The sequence below is a fragment of the Stenotrophomonas sp. genome (genome assembly GCF_031995405.1).
Taxonomy (GTDB): domain Bacteria; phylum Pseudomonadota; class Gammaproteobacteria; order Xanthomonadales; family Xanthomonadaceae; genus Stenotrophomonas.
In genome coordinates, this window is sequence record NZ_DAMAGC010000004.1 from 18,725 (window position 1) to 35,512 (window position 16,788).

Annotated in this window: 16 protein-coding genes; 10 read left to right on the forward strand and 6 right to left on the reverse strand. The window is 68.0% G+C overall.

The window, feature by feature from the left end; all coding sequences use genetic code 11:
- Positions 1-86: 86 nt before the first annotated feature.
- The 3 genes from RTO53_RS01325 to RTO53_RS01335 form a co-directional block, all read right to left on the reverse strand.
- Positions 87-677 carry a cysteine dioxygenase family protein gene (locus RTO53_RS01325; protein WP_312236086.1) on the reverse strand — a complete coding sequence of 197 codons (591 nt, stop codon included), beginning with the start codon at positions 675-677 and terminating at the stop codon, positions 87-89.
- Between the two features lie 153 nt (positions 678-830).
- Complete coding sequence (locus RTO53_RS01330; RefSeq protein ID WP_312236087.1) at positions 831-2,459, reverse strand: carboxylesterase/lipase family protein; 1,629 nt, start codon at positions 2,457-2,459, stop codon at positions 831-833.
- Positions 2,456-3,397, reverse strand: a complete 942-nt coding sequence (locus tag RTO53_RS01335) for an alpha/beta hydrolase (RefSeq protein ID WP_312236130.1) — start codon at positions 3,395-3,397, stop codon at positions 2,456-2,458. Before RTO53_RS01335 ends, RTO53_RS01330 begins: the two co-directional genes overlap by 4 nt.
- 210 nt (positions 3,398-3,607) lie before the next feature.
- Between RTO53_RS01335 and RTO53_RS01340 the strand changes: the two genes are divergently transcribed.
- The 9 genes from RTO53_RS01340 (at position 3,608) to RTO53_RS01380 (ending at position 13,217) form a co-directional block, all read left to right on the forward strand.
- Complete coding sequence (locus RTO53_RS01340; protein ID WP_312236088.1) at positions 3,608-4,429, forward strand: 2-keto-4-pentenoate hydratase; 822 nt, start codon at positions 3,608-3,610, stop codon at positions 4,427-4,429.
- Positions 4,430-4,466: 37 nt separating this feature from the next.
- On the forward strand, positions 4,467-5,471 hold the full coding sequence (locus RTO53_RS01345) for a TRAP transporter substrate-binding protein (RefSeq protein WP_312236089.1): 1,005 nt from the start codon (positions 4,467-4,469) through the stop codon (positions 5,469-5,471).
- Between the two features lie 12 nt (positions 5,472-5,483).
- Complete coding sequence (locus RTO53_RS01350; protein ID WP_312236090.1) at positions 5,484-6,023, forward strand: TRAP transporter small permease; 540 nt, start codon at positions 5,484-5,486, stop codon at positions 6,021-6,023.
- A gap of 3 nt (positions 6,024-6,026) precedes the next feature.
- Complete coding sequence (locus tag RTO53_RS01355; RefSeq protein ID WP_312236091.1) at positions 6,027-7,310, forward strand: TRAP transporter large permease; 1,284 nt, start codon at positions 6,027-6,029, stop codon at positions 7,308-7,310.
- Positions 7,311-7,374: 64 nt separating this feature from the next.
- A complete protein-coding gene (locus RTO53_RS01360; protein ID WP_312236092.1) occupies positions 7,375-8,955 on the forward strand; it encodes a family 43 glycosylhydrolase in 1,581 nt (526 codons plus the stop codon).
- Positions 8,956-9,025: 70 nt separating this feature from the next.
- Complete coding sequence (locus RTO53_RS01365) at positions 9,026-10,060, forward strand: LacI family DNA-binding transcriptional regulator (protein WP_312236131.1); 1,035 nt, start codon at positions 9,026-9,028, stop codon at positions 10,058-10,060.
- Between the two features lie 211 nt (positions 10,061-10,271).
- Positions 10,272-11,120 (forward strand): 5-dehydro-4-deoxy-D-glucuronate isomerase, encoded by an 849-nt coding sequence (gene kduI / locus RTO53_RS01370; protein ID WP_312236093.1) that lies wholly within the window; start codon positions 10,272-10,274, stop codon positions 11,118-11,120.
- Between the two features lie 66 nt (positions 11,121-11,186).
- Positions 11,187-11,942 (forward strand): 2-dehydro-3-deoxy-D-gluconate 5-dehydrogenase KduD, encoded by a 756-nt coding sequence (gene kduD, locus RTO53_RS01375; protein WP_259207953.1) that lies wholly within the window; start codon positions 11,187-11,189, stop codon positions 11,940-11,942.
- Between the two features lie 174 nt (positions 11,943-12,116).
- Positions 12,117-13,217: a GDSL-type esterase/lipase family protein gene (locus RTO53_RS01380; protein WP_312236094.1), complete on the forward strand. Its 1,101-nt coding sequence runs from the start codon at positions 12,117-12,119 to the stop codon at positions 13,215-13,217.
- Positions 13,218-13,244: 27 nt separating this feature from the next.
- Here the strand turns inward: RTO53_RS01380 and RTO53_RS01385 are convergent, their stop codons facing one another.
- Together RTO53_RS01385 and phhA are read right to left on the reverse strand one after the other, a co-directional pair.
- Complete coding sequence (locus RTO53_RS01385; RefSeq protein ID WP_312236095.1) at positions 13,245-13,898, reverse strand: DUF4375 domain-containing protein; 654 nt, start codon at positions 13,896-13,898, stop codon at positions 13,245-13,247.
- Between the two features lie 31 nt (positions 13,899-13,929).
- Positions 13,930-14,826, reverse strand: a complete 897-nt coding sequence (gene phhA / locus RTO53_RS01390) for a phenylalanine 4-monooxygenase (protein WP_312236132.1) — start codon at positions 14,824-14,826, stop codon at positions 13,930-13,932.
- Between the two features lie 127 nt (positions 14,827-14,953).
- Between phhA and RTO53_RS01395 the strand changes: the two genes are divergently transcribed.
- Positions 14,954-15,436, forward strand: coding sequence for an Lrp/AsnC family transcriptional regulator (locus tag RTO53_RS01395; protein WP_312236096.1), 483 nt, complete (start codon positions 14,954-14,956; stop codon positions 15,434-15,436).
- Positions 15,437-15,514: 78 nt separating this feature from the next.
- On the opposite strand, the gene RTO53_RS01400 is transcribed toward RTO53_RS01395, so the two are convergent.
- On the reverse strand, positions 15,515-16,513 hold the full coding sequence (locus tag RTO53_RS01400; protein ID WP_312236097.1) for a patatin-like phospholipase family protein: 999 nt from the start codon (positions 16,511-16,513) through the stop codon (positions 15,515-15,517).
- Positions 16,514-16,788 lie beyond the last annotated feature (275 nt).

Here is a 16,788-nt window from a genome sequence, read left to right on the forward strand (position 1 = left end):
AGACAACGGGCCAGGATGGGTAGAGCCGAGCCACGCTCGGCTGCCCTTCGCAGGAAACTTGCCGAGCATCGCCCGGCACAGCCGGATCACGCCGCGTCGGTTTCCATCACCTGCACGCGGCGCGCGTACCAGTCGCCGCCGTCGGGCTCGAACACCGCGCTGCGGGTCATTTCGCCCTGGTAGACGTGGACCGAGATCGCCAGGTCGTCAGCGCTGGTGTTGCGGATGGTGTGGTACTCGTGCGGCGGTATCAGGCTGCCGGCGCTGCCGCAGTCGCCGAGGATGGCCGGTTGTGCGCGGAAGCGGAAGCGCTCGCCGTCGCGTTCCAGCAGTTGGTACTGGGTGATTTCCAGCTGGCCCAGCCAGACCCCTTCGACGCACCACAGGCCGCTGTGGTCGTGCAGTGGCGTGCCCTGCCCCGGGCCCCAGCTCATCGCCACGATGCTGTAGCCGTGCGCGGCGCTGCGGTACAGCTCGCGGCGCGCGTAATGGTCTTCGATGGGGTGGTGCACGCAGGCCGGCAGCTGGATGCGGCTGTCGGCGATCGCCTCGCGCAGGGCATGACGCAGCGTGGCGGCGATCTGGCGGGCATCATCGTGCTGTACCGCGTGATCGACGGCGGCGATCAATCGATCACGTCCATGGAACGGCGGAAACGGGTCGCGGAAATCTTGCATGTACCCAGTCTAGGCGATCGCGGTGAACACCATGTTTGACGGGAGTCACGACAGATCGGCACGCATCACTCATAACGCCAATCAAAATCAACGAAAAAGCGGCGAACGCCTATCAAAATCCCCGTCGCCTTGTCGGAATCGACCCGGTGCGCGTCACCCGAACGTGCCGCGCTGGATGAAAGGCACCTGGCGGTACAGTTCGCGCTCGCCGCCGCGCGGATCGTTGGCCTGGCGCGGAACGTGGTCGAACAGCATCGTCTCGCGCCGCGCCAACGCATACCTGTCCCACCGTGGCAGCCGCGCATGGTTGGGATCGCCGTGCCGTGCGAATGCGATCAACGCCTCGCTCATCAGGGCGGCCACCTGTCGGGCCTGTTCGCCGTTGCCGGTCCGCGAGCCGGGCTGCTCGACGTTGTCGAAGACCAGCGGAATATCCAACGTGTGGAAGGCACCGAACCTGCCCCCCTCCAGCGGTGAGACCCAATCGAGCTGATAGGCCCAGGTCGGTGCACCCTGGCGTGCGCGCGCCTCGAGTTCTTCCACCGCACCGCGCCACGAGCGTCCGGCGGTGGTGGCCGCGAAAAACACGTCCGAGGGCGTGTAGTGCGGATACAGGCGCCGGTACGCGGCGATCACGGTCGAAGGCAGCAGATCGCTGTACTGCTCCTTCTCCAGCTTGGCCGGCAACGTATCCCAGCCAAGGGCGAAGTTGGCCGGGTCGTTGCCGAGGAAGGCGCGGGTCTCGTCGTGCGTGTTGCCGATCACCATCGGGATGCCGGCCGACTGCGCCGGTGCCTCTGGCCAGAACGGATGCACCGGCAACACGGCCTCGTCCAGCACCGGGCCGAAGTACAGGCCGGTGTCTTCCACCCGCGAGGGATCACGCGCCCGCGTGGCCGCCAGCAGTGCCTCGGTGGACAGCGCGCGCAGCGCGGCCACATCGGCCGCGCCGACGGCCTGCATCGCGATCCGCGCGCGCTGGCTGGCCGCACGCGGGCCGGCGGCGGTCACCTGCTGGCCGCTCATGGTCCAGGCACGCTGGAACAGGCCGCGCGCGGCCGGCATCGCCATCAGCGTGGCGATCTTCGCACCGCCCCCGGACTGGCCGAACACGGTGATGTTCCCGGCATCGCCGCCGAATTCCCGCGCGTGCTGGCGCACCCACTCCAGCGCCTGCACCAGGTCGAGCTGGCCGACGTTGCCCGAGCCGGCCAATGCCGGGTCGCCGAAGGCACCCAGGTACAGATAGCCGAACACATTGAGCCGGTGGTTGACCGTCACCACCACCACATCGCCGCGCCGGCACAACGCGGCGCCGTCGTAGAGCGGGTCGCTGCCCGAGCCGTTGTTGTACGCACCGCCGTGGATGTAGAACAGGATCGGGCGCTTGCCGCCATCGCGCAGGGCCGGCGTCCACACGTTGAGGTACAGGCAGTCTTCGCTGCCGGGACCTTCGCTGCTGCCCTGCGGCGCTGCCGGACCGTACGCGTCGGCATCGCGCACGCCGCGCCACGGCAGTTCCTGCAGCGCCGGCAGGAAGCGCCGGGTGCGCGTATCGGCGCCGTAGGGAATGCCGCGGAACACGTTCACCCCCTGCTCGACCTGCCCGCGCAGGCGTCCGCTGCGTACCGTGGCCAGCGGCGCGGCGTCGTGGCGTGGGCCTGGCACTGGCGTAGCGGCGGCCGACAGCAGCGGCAGGCTACCGGCGGCAAGCATCACCGCGTAGCGCGCGCTGTCGCGCAGGAAGCGGCGACGTTGCAGATCGGCGGGCGAACCGGTCATGGGCGGGCCTCCGCGGCGGGCACGTACTGCGCCTGCATCCACTGCAGGGCCAGCGTGGGCCATTGCGCGGTGGTGAGCCCGGGGCGGATGCGCACGCCGAAACCGTGCCCACCCTGCGGGAACAGGTGCATCTCGCTGGCGACGCCGGCCTGGGTGAGCGCCTGGTAATAGACCAGGCTGTTGTGCACCGCCACCACCTTGTCGTCCTGCGCGTGCACCAGGAACGTCGGCGGCATGTCGGCACGCACGTGGTCCTGCATCGAGAACTGCGCCACCAGGGCCGCGTCGGGATGCGCGCCGAGCAGGCGAGCGCGCGAGCCCGTGTGCGCGTGCGGCCCCATGTCGATCACCGGGTAGAGCAGCAAGGCCACGTTCGGCCGCGCGCTCTGGCGGTCGATCGCATCGCGCGCCGGGTAGACCGGCAGATCGAAGCCGGTGCTCAGCCGCGCCGCGACATGGCCGCCGGCGGAGAAGCCGATCACCCCGATGCGGCCCGGATCCAGCTGCCAGCGTGTCGCGCCGTCGCGGATCAGGCGCAGCGCGCGCTGTGCATCGGCCAACGCCGCCTGCCGATCGCTGCGCCCGGCCGGCAGCCGGTAGCGCAGCACGAACAGGGTCACCCCGCCGCGCTCGACGAAGGCCGGCACCAGCGCGGTGCCTTCCTTGTCCAGCACGATGCGCTGGTAGCCGCCGCCGGGAATCACCAGCAGGGCGCTGCCGTTGGGGTGCCTGGGACGGTAGGCGACCAGATAGGGCGCATCCACATCGTCGATGTAGCGGTCCGGCAATGCCGGGGTGTCGCTGCGCTCGATCACATGCGGAGTGCGCGGCGCGCCGGTTTCGCCCGGGACCTGCCCGGCCGGCCACAGCGCGATGCGGTCGGGGCTGCCCGGCGCGGGTTCACTGGCCGGCACGCTGCGCTCGGCGGCGTGCAGCATCGTAGAGGGGCTGGCCAGCAGCAGCCAGGCCAGCAATGGCAACAGAACAGCGCGGGGCATCGGCAGGTGTCCTTGTGAGCGGGTGGAACGGTCATCGTGCCCCAGCCGCAGCCTTCTGACGCGCTGCACATTGCCAATGACACCGGTTTACCATATACAGCTCATCCAGGCGCTGTCGATGGGCAGTGCACCATTCACCGGGAGACCCGCTTGAGCAACGATCACGGCACACACGACCTGCCAGACCAGGGGTTGGGCGAGATCGCCCACGCCTTCGTCGGCGCCCGCCAAGAGGGCCGCGCGCTGCCCGATTTCCCCGGCGAGATCCCGCCGGACCTGGTGACCGCATATCGCGTCCAGGACCAGGCCATCGGCCTGTGGGACGACCAGGTGGTCGGTTGGAAGGTTGGTTACATCGCTGCCGAGCGTCGCGACAGCTCCGGCGATGACCGCCTGCTGGGCCCGATTTTCGCCCGCCGGCTTTGGAATGCTACCGGTGGAACAGTGGACATTCCGGTGTTCGTCGGCGGCTTCGGCGCGGTCGAGGCCGAGTTCGTGATCCAGCTGCTGGAAGACGCGCCGGCCGACAAGCTGCACTGGACCGCCGAGGAAGCCGAGGCGCTGCCGGCCAGGCTGTTCTACGGCGTGGAAGTGGCCAGCAGCCCGCTGGCCACCATCAACAAGCTCGGCCCGCGCGTGGTGGTGTCCGATTTCGGCAACAACAACGGCCTGGTGCTGGGCGCGGAAATCCCCGACTGGACCGCCCTGGACGACGCCGACCTGCGGGCGGAAACCCGCATCGACGGCGAAGTGGTCGGCACCGGCGGCGCCACCCTGCTGCCCGGTGGACTGCGTACCGCCTATGCGTTCGCGCTGGCCCGTTCGGCGCAGCGCGGGCGGCCGCTCAAGGCCGGCGACCTGATCGCCAGCGGCAACGCCACCGGCATCCACGATATCGCCGTAGGCCAACAGGCACTGATCCGTTTCGCCGGCTACGGCGACATTACCTGCAAGGCCATCGCTGCCGGGTAACCGTGCAGCCATGGACAGTCCGCTTGGGAGGGCGCAGATGTTCACTCGCAGAAATTTCCTTGCCACCAGTCTGGGCGCGCTGAGCGTGCCCGTGCTGTCCGCCTGTTCGCGTCCCGGTGGCAACGAGGTCGCCGGCGCACGCCTGCTGACCGCCACCGACGTGCACGTGGCCGACTACCCCACCGTCACGGCGGTGAAGTGGATCGGCCAGCAGCTCGAACAGAAGACCGGCGGCCGCCTCAAACTGCGCCAGTACCACTCCGGCCAGCTCGGTCGCGAATCGGAGGCGATCGACATGGCGCGCTTCGGCGCCATCGACATCACCCGGGTCTACTCCGGCGCGCTCAACAACGCGTTTCCGCTGACCCAGGCACTGTGCCTGCCCTACGTGTTCGAGTCGGTGGCGCACATGCGCCGCGCCCTCGATGACGGTATCGCCGATGCGGTGCTGCGCGGTTTTGAAACCCGCGATCTGGTTGGCCTGGCCATCTACGATTCCGGCGCGCGCTGCTTCTACAACACCAAGCACCCGATCGTCGAACCCAAGGACCTGCACGGGCTGAAGCTGCGCGTGGCCTCCTCGGACATCTTCATCCAGCTGATGCGCCTGCTCGGTGCGAACCCGACCCCGATGTCGCTGGGCGACACCTTCTCGGGCATGGAAACGCACATGATCGACGGTGCGGAAAACAACATGCGCAGCTTCCACTCCAGCCGTCACTTCGAGGCCGCGCGCTACTGGTCGCAGAGCGATCATTCCTATGCGCCGGACGTGCTGCTGATGTCACGCGACAGCTTCGAACAGCTCAGCCCGGCCGACCGCCAGCTGCTGCTGCAGACCGCGCGCGAATCGGTGGACGTGATGCGCCAGCAGTGGGATGCCTCGGAAAACACCGCCCGCCAGGCCGTGGCCGACGTCGGCATCCAGTTCAACGCCGTCGACATGCCCGCCTTCCGCAAAGCCGCCGATCCCCTGTTGCAGCAGTACCTGCAGCAGCCGGAGATCGCCGCGCTCACCCGTCGCATCCGCGACTTCGCCTGAGGCCCCGCCGCGATGTCCGACACGAGTTCAGAAACCACCGCCGTCACCCTCACCGTCAGCGCGCCGCAGCGCGTGCTCAACGCCCTCGCCGACGGCGCGATCTACATTGCCGTCCTTGCCCTGCTCGGGCTGGTGGTGGTGCAGGGCTGGCAGGTGTTCGCCCGCTACGTCATCAACGATTCGCCCAGCTGGACCGAGCCGGTCACGCTGCTGCTGCTGGCCACCGCGATGAGCCTGGGCGCGGCCACCGGCGTGCATACGCGCCGCCACTTCGGCTTCTTCCTGCTGGCCGCGCACATGGGCCCGGGCCTGCGCCGGGCGGTGGATGTGTTCGCCGCGCTGGTGGTGGCCGTGCTCGGCGTGGTCATCGCCTGGTGGGCGGCGGTGCTGCTGCTGGACGGGCTGGACATCAAGACCGCCGGCGCCAACCTGCCGCAGAGCATCAACTACCTGCCGCTGTGCATCGGTGGCGCATTGATGGCGGTCTTCGCGGTGAACCAGATGGTGCAGGCGGTACAGCCGGCCGACGTTGTTGCAGAAGGAGACCGTTGAGTCATGGGTATCACGATCCTGTTCACTGTTTTCGCGGTGCTCCTGCTGCTCGGCGTGCCGGTCGCCTTCGCCCTGGCCGCGGCCGCCCTGGCCACGCTGTGGTACCTGGACCTGCCTACGCTGGTGCTGGTCCAGCAGATCTCCGCCGGCACCGGGTCGGCGTCGCTGATCGCCATTCCACTGTTCATCTTCGCCGGTGAAATCATGATGCGCGGTGGCATCTCCGAGCGCCTGATCTCGTTGGCGTCGTCGCTGGTGGGACGCATGCGCGGCGGCCTGGGCCAGGTCTCGATCCTGTCCTCGCTGTTCTTCGGCGGCGTGTCCGGCTCGGCCATCGCCGATGTCTCGGCGGTGGGCGGCACGATGATTCCGCAGATGGTCAAGCGCGGTTACGACCGCGATTTCGCGGTCAACGTCAGCATCACCGCCGCGCTGGTGGCGCTGCTGGTGCCGCCGTCGCACAACCTGATCCTGTTTTCGGCCGCGGCCGGTGGCGGGTTGTCGATCGCCGATCTGTTCGCCGCCGGTATCGTGCCGGCGCTGTTGATGACGGTGGCGCTGATGGTCACCGGCTACGTGGTCGCGCGTCGTCGCGGCTATGGCGTGGAAGTGTTCCCGGGCTGGCGCGCGGTGCTGTTGCGGATGGTCTCTGCCCTGCCCGGCCTGGGCCTGGTCGCGCTGATCTTCATCGGTATCCGCGCGGGCATCTTCACCGCCGTGGAAAGCGCGGCCATCGCCGTGGTCTACGCCCTGCTGGTCACCACCGTGCTGTACCGCCAGCTCAACTGGCGCGAGTTCCTCGGCACGGTCACCCATGCCGCACGCAGCACCGGGGTAATCCTGTTCGTGATCGCCACTGCAGCGGTGTTCGGCTGGCTGCTGGCCTACCTGGAAGTGCCGGCGGCGGCGGTGGACTTCCTGCAGTCCTTCGCGCACAGCCGGTTCATGGTGCTGCTGATGATCGTGGTGATGCTGCTGCTGCTGGGCACCTTCATGGACCTGGCGCCGATGATCCTGATCTGCACGCCGATCTTCCTCCCGGTGGCCAAGGCCTACGGCATCGATCCGATCCACTTCGGCCTGGTGCTGGTGCTGACCGGTGGCCTGGGCCTGGTGACGCCGCCGGTGGGCTCGGTGCTGTTCATCGGCACGGCGATCGGCAAGATCAGCGTCGGCGAGAGCATGCGCTCGATCTGGCCGTTCTGGTTCGCCGCGCTGGGCGTGCTGGTGATCGTCACCTTCTTCCCCGAACTGTCGCTGTGGCTGCCGGCGCTGCTGCGCGCCTGAGCCCGGCCCTCGCCGGGACGCGGCCCGTACGCGCGCGTCCCCTCGCTGCAACGCGGAGAATTCGATGCACCTGAGCAAGATCCTGGCCGGCCTCGCCGCCGGCCTGCTGCTGGTCACGGCGGCACACGCCGCCCCGCCGCCGACCACGCCGTGGAAGCGTGGCATCGAAAACCAGCGCCAGGCCGACCTCGGCGACGGCACCTTCCTCAACCCGGTGTTCGCCGGCGACCGCCCCGACCCGTCGGTGCTCAAGGATGGCGAGGACTACTACCTCACCCTGTCCTCGTTCGACGCCTACCCCGGCCTGCCGATCTGGCACTCGCGCGACCTGGTCAACTGGCAGCCGCTGGGCCATGCGATCACCAGGAACGTAGGCGCGATCTGGGCGCCGGACATCGTCAAGCACCAGGGCCGCTACTTCATCTACTTCCCGGCGCGTACCGCCGAGGCGCGCAGCAACTTCGTGGTCTGGGCCGACAGCATCAAGGGTCCGTGGAGCGAGCCGATCGACATCGGGCTGGGTGGGTACATCGACCCTGGCCACGCGGTGGGCGAAGACGGCAAGCGCTACCTCTTCCTCAGCGGCGGTGCCTACGTGCAGCTGGCCGATGACGGACTGAGCGTGGTCGGCACCCCCAAGCACGTCTACGACGGCTGGAAGTACCCGCAAAGCTGGGACGTGGAGGCCTATGCGCAGGAAGGGCCGAAGATCAATTTCCGCGATGGCTGGTACTACATGACCACTGCCGTCGGCGGTACCGCCGGCCCGCCGACCGGGCACATGGTGATCACCGCGCGCTCGCGTTCGATCCACGGGCCATGGCAGAACGCGCCCAACAACCCGATCGTGCGCACGCAGTCGGCGGCCGAACCGTGGTGGTCGCGTGGCCACGCCACGGTCATCGAAGGCACCGACGGGCGCTGGTGGATGATGTACCACGGCTACGAGAACGGGTACTGGACCCTGGGCCGGCAGGCGTTGCTGGAACCGATCGAATGGACCGACGACGGCTGGTTCGTTGCCAGGGGCAGTGATCTGGGCCAGCCGCTGCGCAAACCGTCGGGGTCGTCGGTGGACGCGCATGGCATGGCGCTGTCGGATGATTTCACGGGCCCTGCCCTCGGTGCGCAGTGGTCGTTCTTCAACCCCGCCCAGGACGAGTACCGGCGCCTGGACTTCAGCGGTGACGGCCTGCTGCTGCAGGGCAAGGGCCAGGCCCCGCGCGATGCCTCCCCGCTGACCGCGATCGCCGGCGACAAGGCCTACCAGTTCGAGGTCGAGATGGAGATCGCCCCGGGCGCGGTGGGCGGCGCCCTGCTCTTCTACAGCGAGCGCCTGTACGCAGGCGTGGGCAGCAACGGCGAAGCCTTGGTCATGCACCGCTACGGCGAGGAGCGCCCCACCCGGCTGGCGCCCAGTGCCAAGGGTGGCAGGCTGTGGCTGCGGGTGACCAACAACCGCCACATCGTCACCATTCACACCAGCAGTGACGGCCAAACCTGGCAGAAGTACCCGGTTCAGATGGAAGTCTCCGGCTACCATCACAATGTGGCCGGGAAGTTCCTCGCCCTGAAGCCGGCCCTGTATGCCGCCGGCGACGGCAAGGTGCGGTTCCGCCATTTCCGCTACCGGGCCCTGGATTGAACGGCCCGCTAGAATCCCCTGACTCATCCCCGGTTTGAACGACATGTCATTGCGCAGCAAAACCGATCCGATGCCACCGCACGGATTGACCAAGGGCAAGGCCGCTACGATCAATGACATCGCGCGCCTGTCCGGGGTATCCAAGAAGACCGTCTCGCGCATCATCAACAACTCGCCGCTGGTGCGCAAAGACACCCGCGACAAGGTCGAGGCGCTGATGCGTGAAGTCGGCTACGCGCCCGACCCGCTCGCACGCGGGCTGGCGTTCCGGCGCTCGTTCCTGATCGGCATGGTCTACGACAACCCCACCGCGCAGTACATCGTGGACATGCAGTACGGCGCGCTCGACGCGTTGCGCGGGTCCAGCTTCGAACTGGTGGTGCATCCGTGCGACTCGCGCAGCCCCGGCTACATCGAGGGCGTGCGCCGCTTCGTGCAGCAGCAGAAGCTGCACGGGGTGATCCTGGTGCCGCGTGCGTCCGAAGACCAGGCGCTGGTGGACATGCTCGACGAGATCGGCTGCCGCTTCACCCGCATCGCCTCGCTGCCGCTGGATGACACCTCGCAGATGGTGGTCACCCATGACCGCGACGGTGCCGCCGAAGCGGCCGATTACCTGCTCTCGCTCGGCCACCGCGACATCGCGCTGGTCACCGGCCCGAGTGCGTACCGCTCCGCGCACGAGCGCACCGCCGGCTTCATCGATGCCCTGGCCAAGCGCGGTATCGAGCTGCCGCCGGCACGCATCGTCGAAGCCGGTTACACCTTCGAATCGGGCGTGGCCGCCGCTGAAAAGCTGCTGCTCGGCAAGCAGCGCCCGACCGCCATCTTCACCGGCAACGATGAAATGGCCGCCGGTATCTACAAGGTCGCACTGCGCGCGGGCATTAACATCCCGCGCCAGCTGTCGATCATCGGCTACGACGACAGCCCGCTGGCCTCGCGCCTGTGGCCGTCGCTGACCTCGGTGCGTCGCCACACCCGCGACACCGGGCGCACCGCCGCGGCCATGCTGATCCAGCCCGAGGGCCAGGCCGCGCTGCAGATCGCCAGCGTGCGACCGCACCTGATCGTGCGCGATTCCTGCCAGCCCCCCGAGGATTGACCGCGCCGCGACGGCGGCACCGCGTGTTCGCGACGAACGGGTCGCCACGCGCAGGGGTAGCCGGTTGCAGATACCACCGCTTTTCCGACCCACTGCGGCGCATGACGCCCCGCTGCCGCAACGCAAAATGACACCGGTTTCCTATCTGGCTAGAATGACCGGAAATCGCGCCGGGGCCGACCCGTCGGCCCACCCCTGCTCTGGAGACGCCATGTACTGCAAGACCCACTACGCCACCCATCCCGACGCCATCAAGGGCGCCAGCAACGACGACCTGCGCGAGCTGTACCTGCTCGACGGCCTGTTCAATGCCGATGCGGTGACGCTGAAGTACACCCACTACGAGCGCTTCGTGCTCGGCGGTGCCGCCCCGGTCAAGGGCCCGCTGTCGCTGCCCAGGCAGACCGAGCCGGCCTCCGCTGCCGGCCACCCGTTCCTGGAGCGTCGCGAGCTGGGCATCATCAACGTCGGCGCCGGAAGCGGTACCGTCACCGTGGATGGCACCGTGTTCACGCTCGGCCCGAAGGACGGCCTGTACGTGGCGATGGGCAGCGAAGAGGTCGTGTTCGCGTCCGACGACGCCGCCACCCCGGCCCAGTTCTACCTGGCCTCGACCCCGGCGCATGCGCGCTTCGAGACCAGGCAGCTGTCGATCAAGGACGCTGTCGCGCTGGATCGTGGCGCGCTGGAAACCAGCAACGAGCGCACCATCTACCAGTACATCGTGCCGGCCACCTGCCAGTCCTCGCAGCTGCTGCTGGGCCTGACCGTGCTCAAGCCGGGCAGCGTCTGGAACACCATGCCGCCGCACCTGCACGACCGCCGCAGCGAGGTCTATTTCTACTTCGACCTCGGCCAGAACGACCGTGTGTACCACTTCATGGGCGAGCCGGACGCGCAGCGCCACATCGTCATCCAGAACAACGAAGCGGTGGTCTCCCCGCCGTGGTCGATCCACATGGGCGCCGGCACCAGCAACTACGCCTTCATCTGGGCCATGGGCGGCGAAAACCTGGATTACACCGACATGCACGTGCTGGACATCTGCCAGCTCAAGTGACCCCGATGCGCCGCCCGCAGCGTGCGGGCGGCGCCTGTGCCGCATTGGAAAAGGACCGCATACGCAATGGCTAATCCGTTCAGTCTGGAAGGCAAGGTCGCCCTGGTCACCGGTGGCAATACCGGCCTGGGGCAGGGCATCGCGGTGGCACTGGCGCAGGCCGGTGCCGACGTCGCCGTCGCCGGCATCCAGCCGCCCACCGAGACCATCGCCGCCATCACCGCCCTCGGCCGCCGCTGCCTGGCGATCGAAGCCAACCTGATCAGCATCGAGCCGGTGGAGCGGGTCATCCGCGAAACCATCGAGGGCCTCGGCGGCCTGGATATCCTGGTCAACAACGCCGGCCTGATCCGCCGCGCCGATGCCGTGGACTTCAGCGAGCAGGACTGGGATGACGTCATGAACGTCAACATCAAGTCCGCGTTCTTCATCTCGCAGGCCGCCGGCAGGCACTTCATCGCCCAAGGCCGCGGCAAGATCATCAACATCGCCTCCATGCTGTCCTTCCAGGGCGGCATCCGGGTGCCGTCCTACACCGCCAGCAAGAGCGGCATCGCCGGCATCACCCGCCTGTTGGCCAACGAGTGGGCCAGCAAGGGCATCAACGTCAACGCCATCGCCCCGGGCTACATGGCCACCGACAACACCGCCGCGCTGCGCGCCGACCAGGACCGCAACAAGTCCATCCTCGACCGCATCCCGGCCGCGCGCTGGGGCACGCCGGAAGACCTTGGCGGTACCGCCGTGTTCCTGGCGTCCAGCGCCTCGGACTACGTCAACGGCGCGGTGCTGCCGGTGGACGGCGGCTGGCTCGCGCGGTAACGCCGTCGCTGCGCGCTGGCGCTCCCACGGTCCGCGCTGCAGATCGTGGGCCCCGCGCGATTTTTACCTCCGATCCCCCACTGCTTCGCGGTCGCCCCCTGACTCAGGGGGCTTTCCCCCAGATGCACGCCGGTGGTGCCGGCGATTGGCCGGCAGCTCTCCAGGAGCATGACCATGCTGCGTTTGATGCTGTCCCTGTCGCTGCTGATGGCAGCCCCCGGCGCGCTGTGTGCGCCCCACCGCGTCTTCATCGCCGGTGACTCCACCGCCGCCGAGTACGGACCCGAGCGCGCACCGCAGGCCGGCTGGGGCCAGGCCCTGCAGAGCTATCTCGATCCGGCCGTGTGGGAGGTGCACAACCATGCCAAGGGCGGCCGCAGCACGCGCAGTTTCATCGACGAGAAACGGCTGGACGCGGTCGCTGCCGAACTCCAGCGCGGCGACGTGCTGTTGATCCAGTTCGGCCACAACGACGCCAAGTTCGAAGATCCCACGCGCTACACCGATCCTGCCACGGCGTACCCGCAGTTCCTGATGCGCTACGTGCAGCTGGCCCGCGACAAGGGCGCCACGCCCGTGCTGGTCACGCCGGTGGCGCGGCTGCTCTACGACTTCGGCTCGCTGCTGGATACGCACGCGCTGTACACCCTGGCGATGAAGCAGCTGGCCATGCGCGAGCAGGTCGCGCTGATCGATCTCAATGACAGCTCCACGCGCTGGATCCGCGCGCTGGGCGAGCAGGGCGCCAAGCCGTATTTCCTGTTCGTGCCCGAACAGAACAAGGCCGACGGCACGCACTTCAGTAGCGCCGGTGCGAACGCCGTCGCCTGCCTGGTGGTACGCGACTGGGCTGGGCTGCAGCCTGCGCTGAAGGCTGCGCTGAAACGCGATATCGATTGCGACGTGCGCAGTGCGGGGCAGGGCGCAGATGCGTCGAAACCCTCGCGCGTGGTGCACGAACGCGACATCGCGATCACCCAGCCCGGCCCCCATGGTGGCGCCGGCCCGACCACCGCCTACCCGTTCTTCGCCGCCGATGACCTGCCGTTCGTGCTGCGCAAGCGCGTGCTGCACAAGGGCGCCGGCATCGGCCTGCACCCGCAGCACAAGGACGAGATCTACTACATCGTCAGCGGGCAGGGCAGCTACGTGCTGGACGGCAAGCAGTACGACGTGGGCGCGGGCGATGCATTGCTGACCCGCACCGGCAGCCTGCACGCGCTGCAGCAGGTGGGCGAAGATGACCTGGTGCTGCTGCTGGCCTATCCGCGCTGACCGGCCATGCCGCGCCCGTGCCCGGCGCTACGCCAGCGGCTCGGGCCCGAAATGCAGCAGGCCCAGCCGCGCCAGGTCCTCCGGCCGCTCGAAGTAGGCCGCGTCGAAGTCGTCCAGCGCCTGCTGTTCGTCCTCGTTCATCGCGCCATACAGGTCCTGCAGTTCCTGGATCGCCGGATCGTCCTCCAGGCGGTCCAGCAGCCCGCGCATGCCGGCCAGGATCGCGTGCGTCTTCACCGCGCCCATCGCCTGCAGCGCACGCAATGCGAGCTGGCAGGTGGGATCGCCCCAGTTGCACAGGAACTGCATGAAGCCGCCGTTGTTGATGTCCGCTTCCATGCGCCACAGCGCGACCAGTTGCTGGTCCTGGTCGGACAGTGCATCCAGCGACCATGCGGCCGACTGCAGCCGTGCCAGCGCCGCCTCGTAACGGTCATCCCACACCTGGTTGGGCACGTCGACCACGCCGTGGTCCTGCACCGGAAGCAGGGTCGGCCAGTTCACGCCCAGGCCGTCGGCGGTGAGTGCCCAGCCCGCGCGCTGCACGGCGTCGGCCTCGTGCAGCGCAGGTGCCCACCGCAACGGCTGCCGTGTCCGGCGGCCATCGACAAGGGACAGCAGAACAAAGTCATCGTCGAAATCGACAGCGGTAACGCGCAGGGAAGCGAAAATGTCGGTCATGCGGGTCAGGATAGTGGACCCACATCCTGGTTCACACGTCGCCGCCGTCTTCCCAACCTTCGCCGGTGCCCTTCTGGAACACGCGGTCGCCCTCCTGCACCTCACCGGCCGGCAGGTGTTCCTTCGTCTCCAATGAAGCATAGATCGGAGTGAAGTCCGGCGCGGTCGACTGCATCAGCTGCTCGAAGCTGTCGATGACGAAGTAGGTCTTCTGGAAGGTGTCGATGCGGTAGCGGGTGCGCATGATCCGCTCCAGGTCGAAGCCGATCCGGTTCGGCGCGGCCGATTCCAGCGAGTACAGCGATTCGCCCTTGGACGAGACGATGCCGGCGCCGTAGATGCGCAGGCCCTCGTCGGTGTTGATCAGGCCGAACTCCACCGTGTACCAGTAGAGCCGGGTGAGGTGCTGCAACGCTTCTGGGCCGATCGCATGCGCCTTGACGCCGCCGCGCCCGTAGGCGGCCATGTAGTCGGCGAACACCGGGTTCATCAGCAGCGGCACGTGCCCGAACAGGTCATGGAACATGTCCGGCTCGGCGATGTAATCGATCTGGTCCGGGCGACGGATCCACCAGGTCACCGGGAAGCGACGGTTGGCCAAGTGGTCGAAGAAATCCAGCTCCGGCAGCAGCCCCTCCACGCCGACCAGGGTCCAGCCGGTGGCCGCGCCCAGCACTTCGTTGAGCTGGTCGAAGCGCGGGATCATGTGCGCGCTCATGCCCATCTCGTCCTGGGCGTGCAGGAACTCGCGGCTGGCGCGGCCTTCGAGCAGTTCGCGCTGGCGCCGGTACAGGGTGCTCCAGGTCGCGTGGTCGTCGGCGGTGTAGGTGTCCCAGGGCTGTTCAACCACCGCAGTGGTATAGACCGGCACGTATCCCTTGTCGGTCTGCTGGTGTTCGACGCGGCGTGGGGTGGTGGCGGTTTCCATCGTGGTGGTCTCCTGGGAAGTCATCTGACGATGCTAGGGCAGGGGGCGCGCAAGAGGATTGCAAAGTTGCACGCATATGCCGGATTGGCGCAATATCCTTGCGTCCATCTCATGTTGCGGAGCAGCAATGGCCGGAGATACCCAGTTCGACCGCACGGATCTTCGCCTGCTGGCTGAAATCCAGCAGCACGGCCGCGCCACCAACGCCGAGCTGGCCGCCCGGGTGAACCTGTCCCCGTCGGCCTGCCTGCGCCGCGTGCAGCGCCTGGAAAGTGAAGGGGTGATCGCCGGCTACGGTGCGCGGCTGGAGCCACGCCTGATCGGCCTGGGCCTGCAGGCCTTCGTCCGCGTGCAGCTGGAGAAACACGACCAGCACGCCATCGGCGTGTTCGCCGACAGCGTCGTGGAATGGGATGAAGTGGTGGCCTGCCATGCGCTCACCGGCGACATGGACTACCTGCTGCACATCTACGTGCGCGACCTGGAGCATTTCTCCAGCTTCCTGCTCGACAAGCTGCTCAACGCCGCCGGCGTGGCCGACGTCAATTCCAGCTTCGTGCTGCGCACGGTGAAGGATTTCCGCGCGCTGCCGTTGTCGCAGCTGGAGTAATGCGGATCGCAAACGCGATCACGGGGTGGAACCGACCGTTGCTCGACTGCGCGACCACCCCAACGCCGGCGGCCGGCCTCAGCCCTCGCACTTCTCCTTGCGCCCCATCAGCCGGCCCACGCGCGAGGGTGCATCGCACTTGGGCTTGGGCGGCGGCGGAGCCAGTGCCGCCGCGCGTGCGCGCTGCAGCTGCTGCACCTTGGCGCGGATCTGCGGCATCACCGCCATCGCGGCTTTTTCGCCTTCCAGGATCGCGTTGTTGCGCTGGCTGAAATCGGCGGCGCCGATGTCCAGCACCTTCGGCCGGATGATGATGTCCGCGCGTGCCAGCTCCTGCTCGCCCAGGCGCTGGCCCATGATCGAGATCGACTGGTTGACGATGCCGAGCATGCCGGTGGGTGCCTTGCCGCTGGCCTTGCTGGAGATGTCCACGGCAATCACGATGTCCGCGCCGAGCTGGCGCGCGGCATCCACTGGCACCGGGCTGACCACGCCGCCGTCGATGTAGTTGCCCTTGCCGATCTTCACCGGCTCGAACACCCCCGGGATGCTGCTGGAGGCGCGCACCGCCTGGCCGGCGTTGCCGCGGACGAAGATCGCCCGGTCGCCGGTTTCCAGCTGGGTGGCCACTGCAGCGAACGGCTTGGCGAACTTCTCGATCGGGCGGTTGCCGACCTGGGTGTTGACGTAGTCCTGCAGCTTCTGGCCCTGCACCAGGCCGCCGGAGAACAGGCGCACATCGCGGATGCTGGTTTCGTCCAGTGCCACCGCCTTGGACTGCATCTGGAACGCGTCCATGCCGCTGGCATACAGCGCACCGACCACGCTGCCGGCACTGGTACCCGACACCACCATCGGCTCGAAGCCATTGGCCTCGAGCATCTTGATCACCCCGATATGCGCAAACCCCTTGGCCGCGCCGCCACCCAGCGCGATGCCGATCTTGACCGGCTTGGCCGGTACCACCGGCGTGGCCACGGGCGGCGGGGTCGGGCGGACCGGATCACCGCCGCAGCCGGCCAGCAGGCCGAGCAGGGCAACGGACAGCGTCAGGCGGGTACGGCGCAGTGCTTTCATCGGGGTGTCTGCAGGTGAATAGGCAACGAAGGGCGCCAGCATACCGAAGCCACGGCGGGCCGGGCAGGGCGCTGTATCGGTCATTCAGCCACTGCGCTGCCGCAGCCGGGTGCCAGGCGCAGCGGTCGTCGAGCGTGCTGCCGGCAACCGCCGGAGGAATCTGCGAGCCAGGTCCAAAACGACATGGCCGAATCCTGCTAATGAATGACCGCAATTTGCGACGCTGTTGTTGTACTGCAACAATTGTCTGGTAGCGCCGGTCCACCACCCCTCCC

Coding starts and splice junctions, on each gene's coding strand:
- RTO53_RS01395 (WP_312236096.1), top strand. CDS start 14,954: ATGGCCGGAGATACCCAGTTCGACCGCACGGATCTTCGCCTGCTGGCT.
- RTO53_RS01330 (WP_312236087.1), bottom strand. CDS start 2,459: ATGACCGGTTCGCCCGCCGATCTGCAACGTCGCCGCTTCCTGCGCGAC.
- RTO53_RS01365 (WP_312236131.1), top strand. CDS start 9,026: ATGCCACCGCACGGATTGACCAAGGGCAAGGCCGCTACGATCAATGAC.
- kduI (WP_312236093.1), top strand. CDS start 10,272: ATGTACTGCAAGACCCACTACGCCACCCATCCCGACGCCATCAAGGGC.
- RTO53_RS01400 (WP_312236097.1), bottom strand. CDS start 16,513: ATGAAAGCACTGCGCCGTACCCGCCTGACGCTGTCCGTTGCCCTGCTC.
- RTO53_RS01355 (WP_312236091.1), top strand. CDS start 6,027: ATGGGTATCACGATCCTGTTCACTGTTTTCGCGGTGCTCCTGCTGCTC.
- kduD (WP_259207953.1), top strand. CDS start 11,187: ATGGCTAATCCGTTCAGTCTGGAAGGCAAGGTCGCCCTGGTCACCGGT.
- RTO53_RS01380 (WP_312236094.1), top strand. CDS start 12,117: ATGCTGCGTTTGATGCTGTCCCTGTCGCTGCTGATGGCAGCCCCCGGC.
- RTO53_RS01350 (WP_312236090.1), top strand. CDS start 5,484: ATGTCCGACACGAGTTCAGAAACCACCGCCGTCACCCTCACCGTCAGC.
- RTO53_RS01360 (WP_312236092.1), top strand. CDS start 7,375: ATGCACCTGAGCAAGATCCTGGCCGGCCTCGCCGCCGGCCTGCTGCTG.
- RTO53_RS01335 (WP_312236130.1), bottom strand. CDS start 3,397: ATGCTGCACGCCGCCGAGCGCAGCGTGCCGGCCAGTGAACCCGCGCCG.
- RTO53_RS01345 (WP_312236089.1), top strand. CDS start 4,467: ATGTTCACTCGCAGAAATTTCCTTGCCACCAGTCTGGGCGCGCTGAGC.
- phhA (WP_312236132.1), bottom strand. CDS start 14,826: ATGGAAACCGCCACCACCCCACGCCGCGTCGAACACCAGCAGACCGAC.
- RTO53_RS01385 (WP_312236095.1), bottom strand. CDS start 13,898: ATGACCGACATTTTCGCTTCCCTGCGCGTTACCGCTGTCGATTTCGAC.
- RTO53_RS01325 (WP_312236086.1), bottom strand. CDS start 677: ATGCAAGATTTCCGCGACCCGTTTCCGCCGTTCCATGGACGTGATCGA.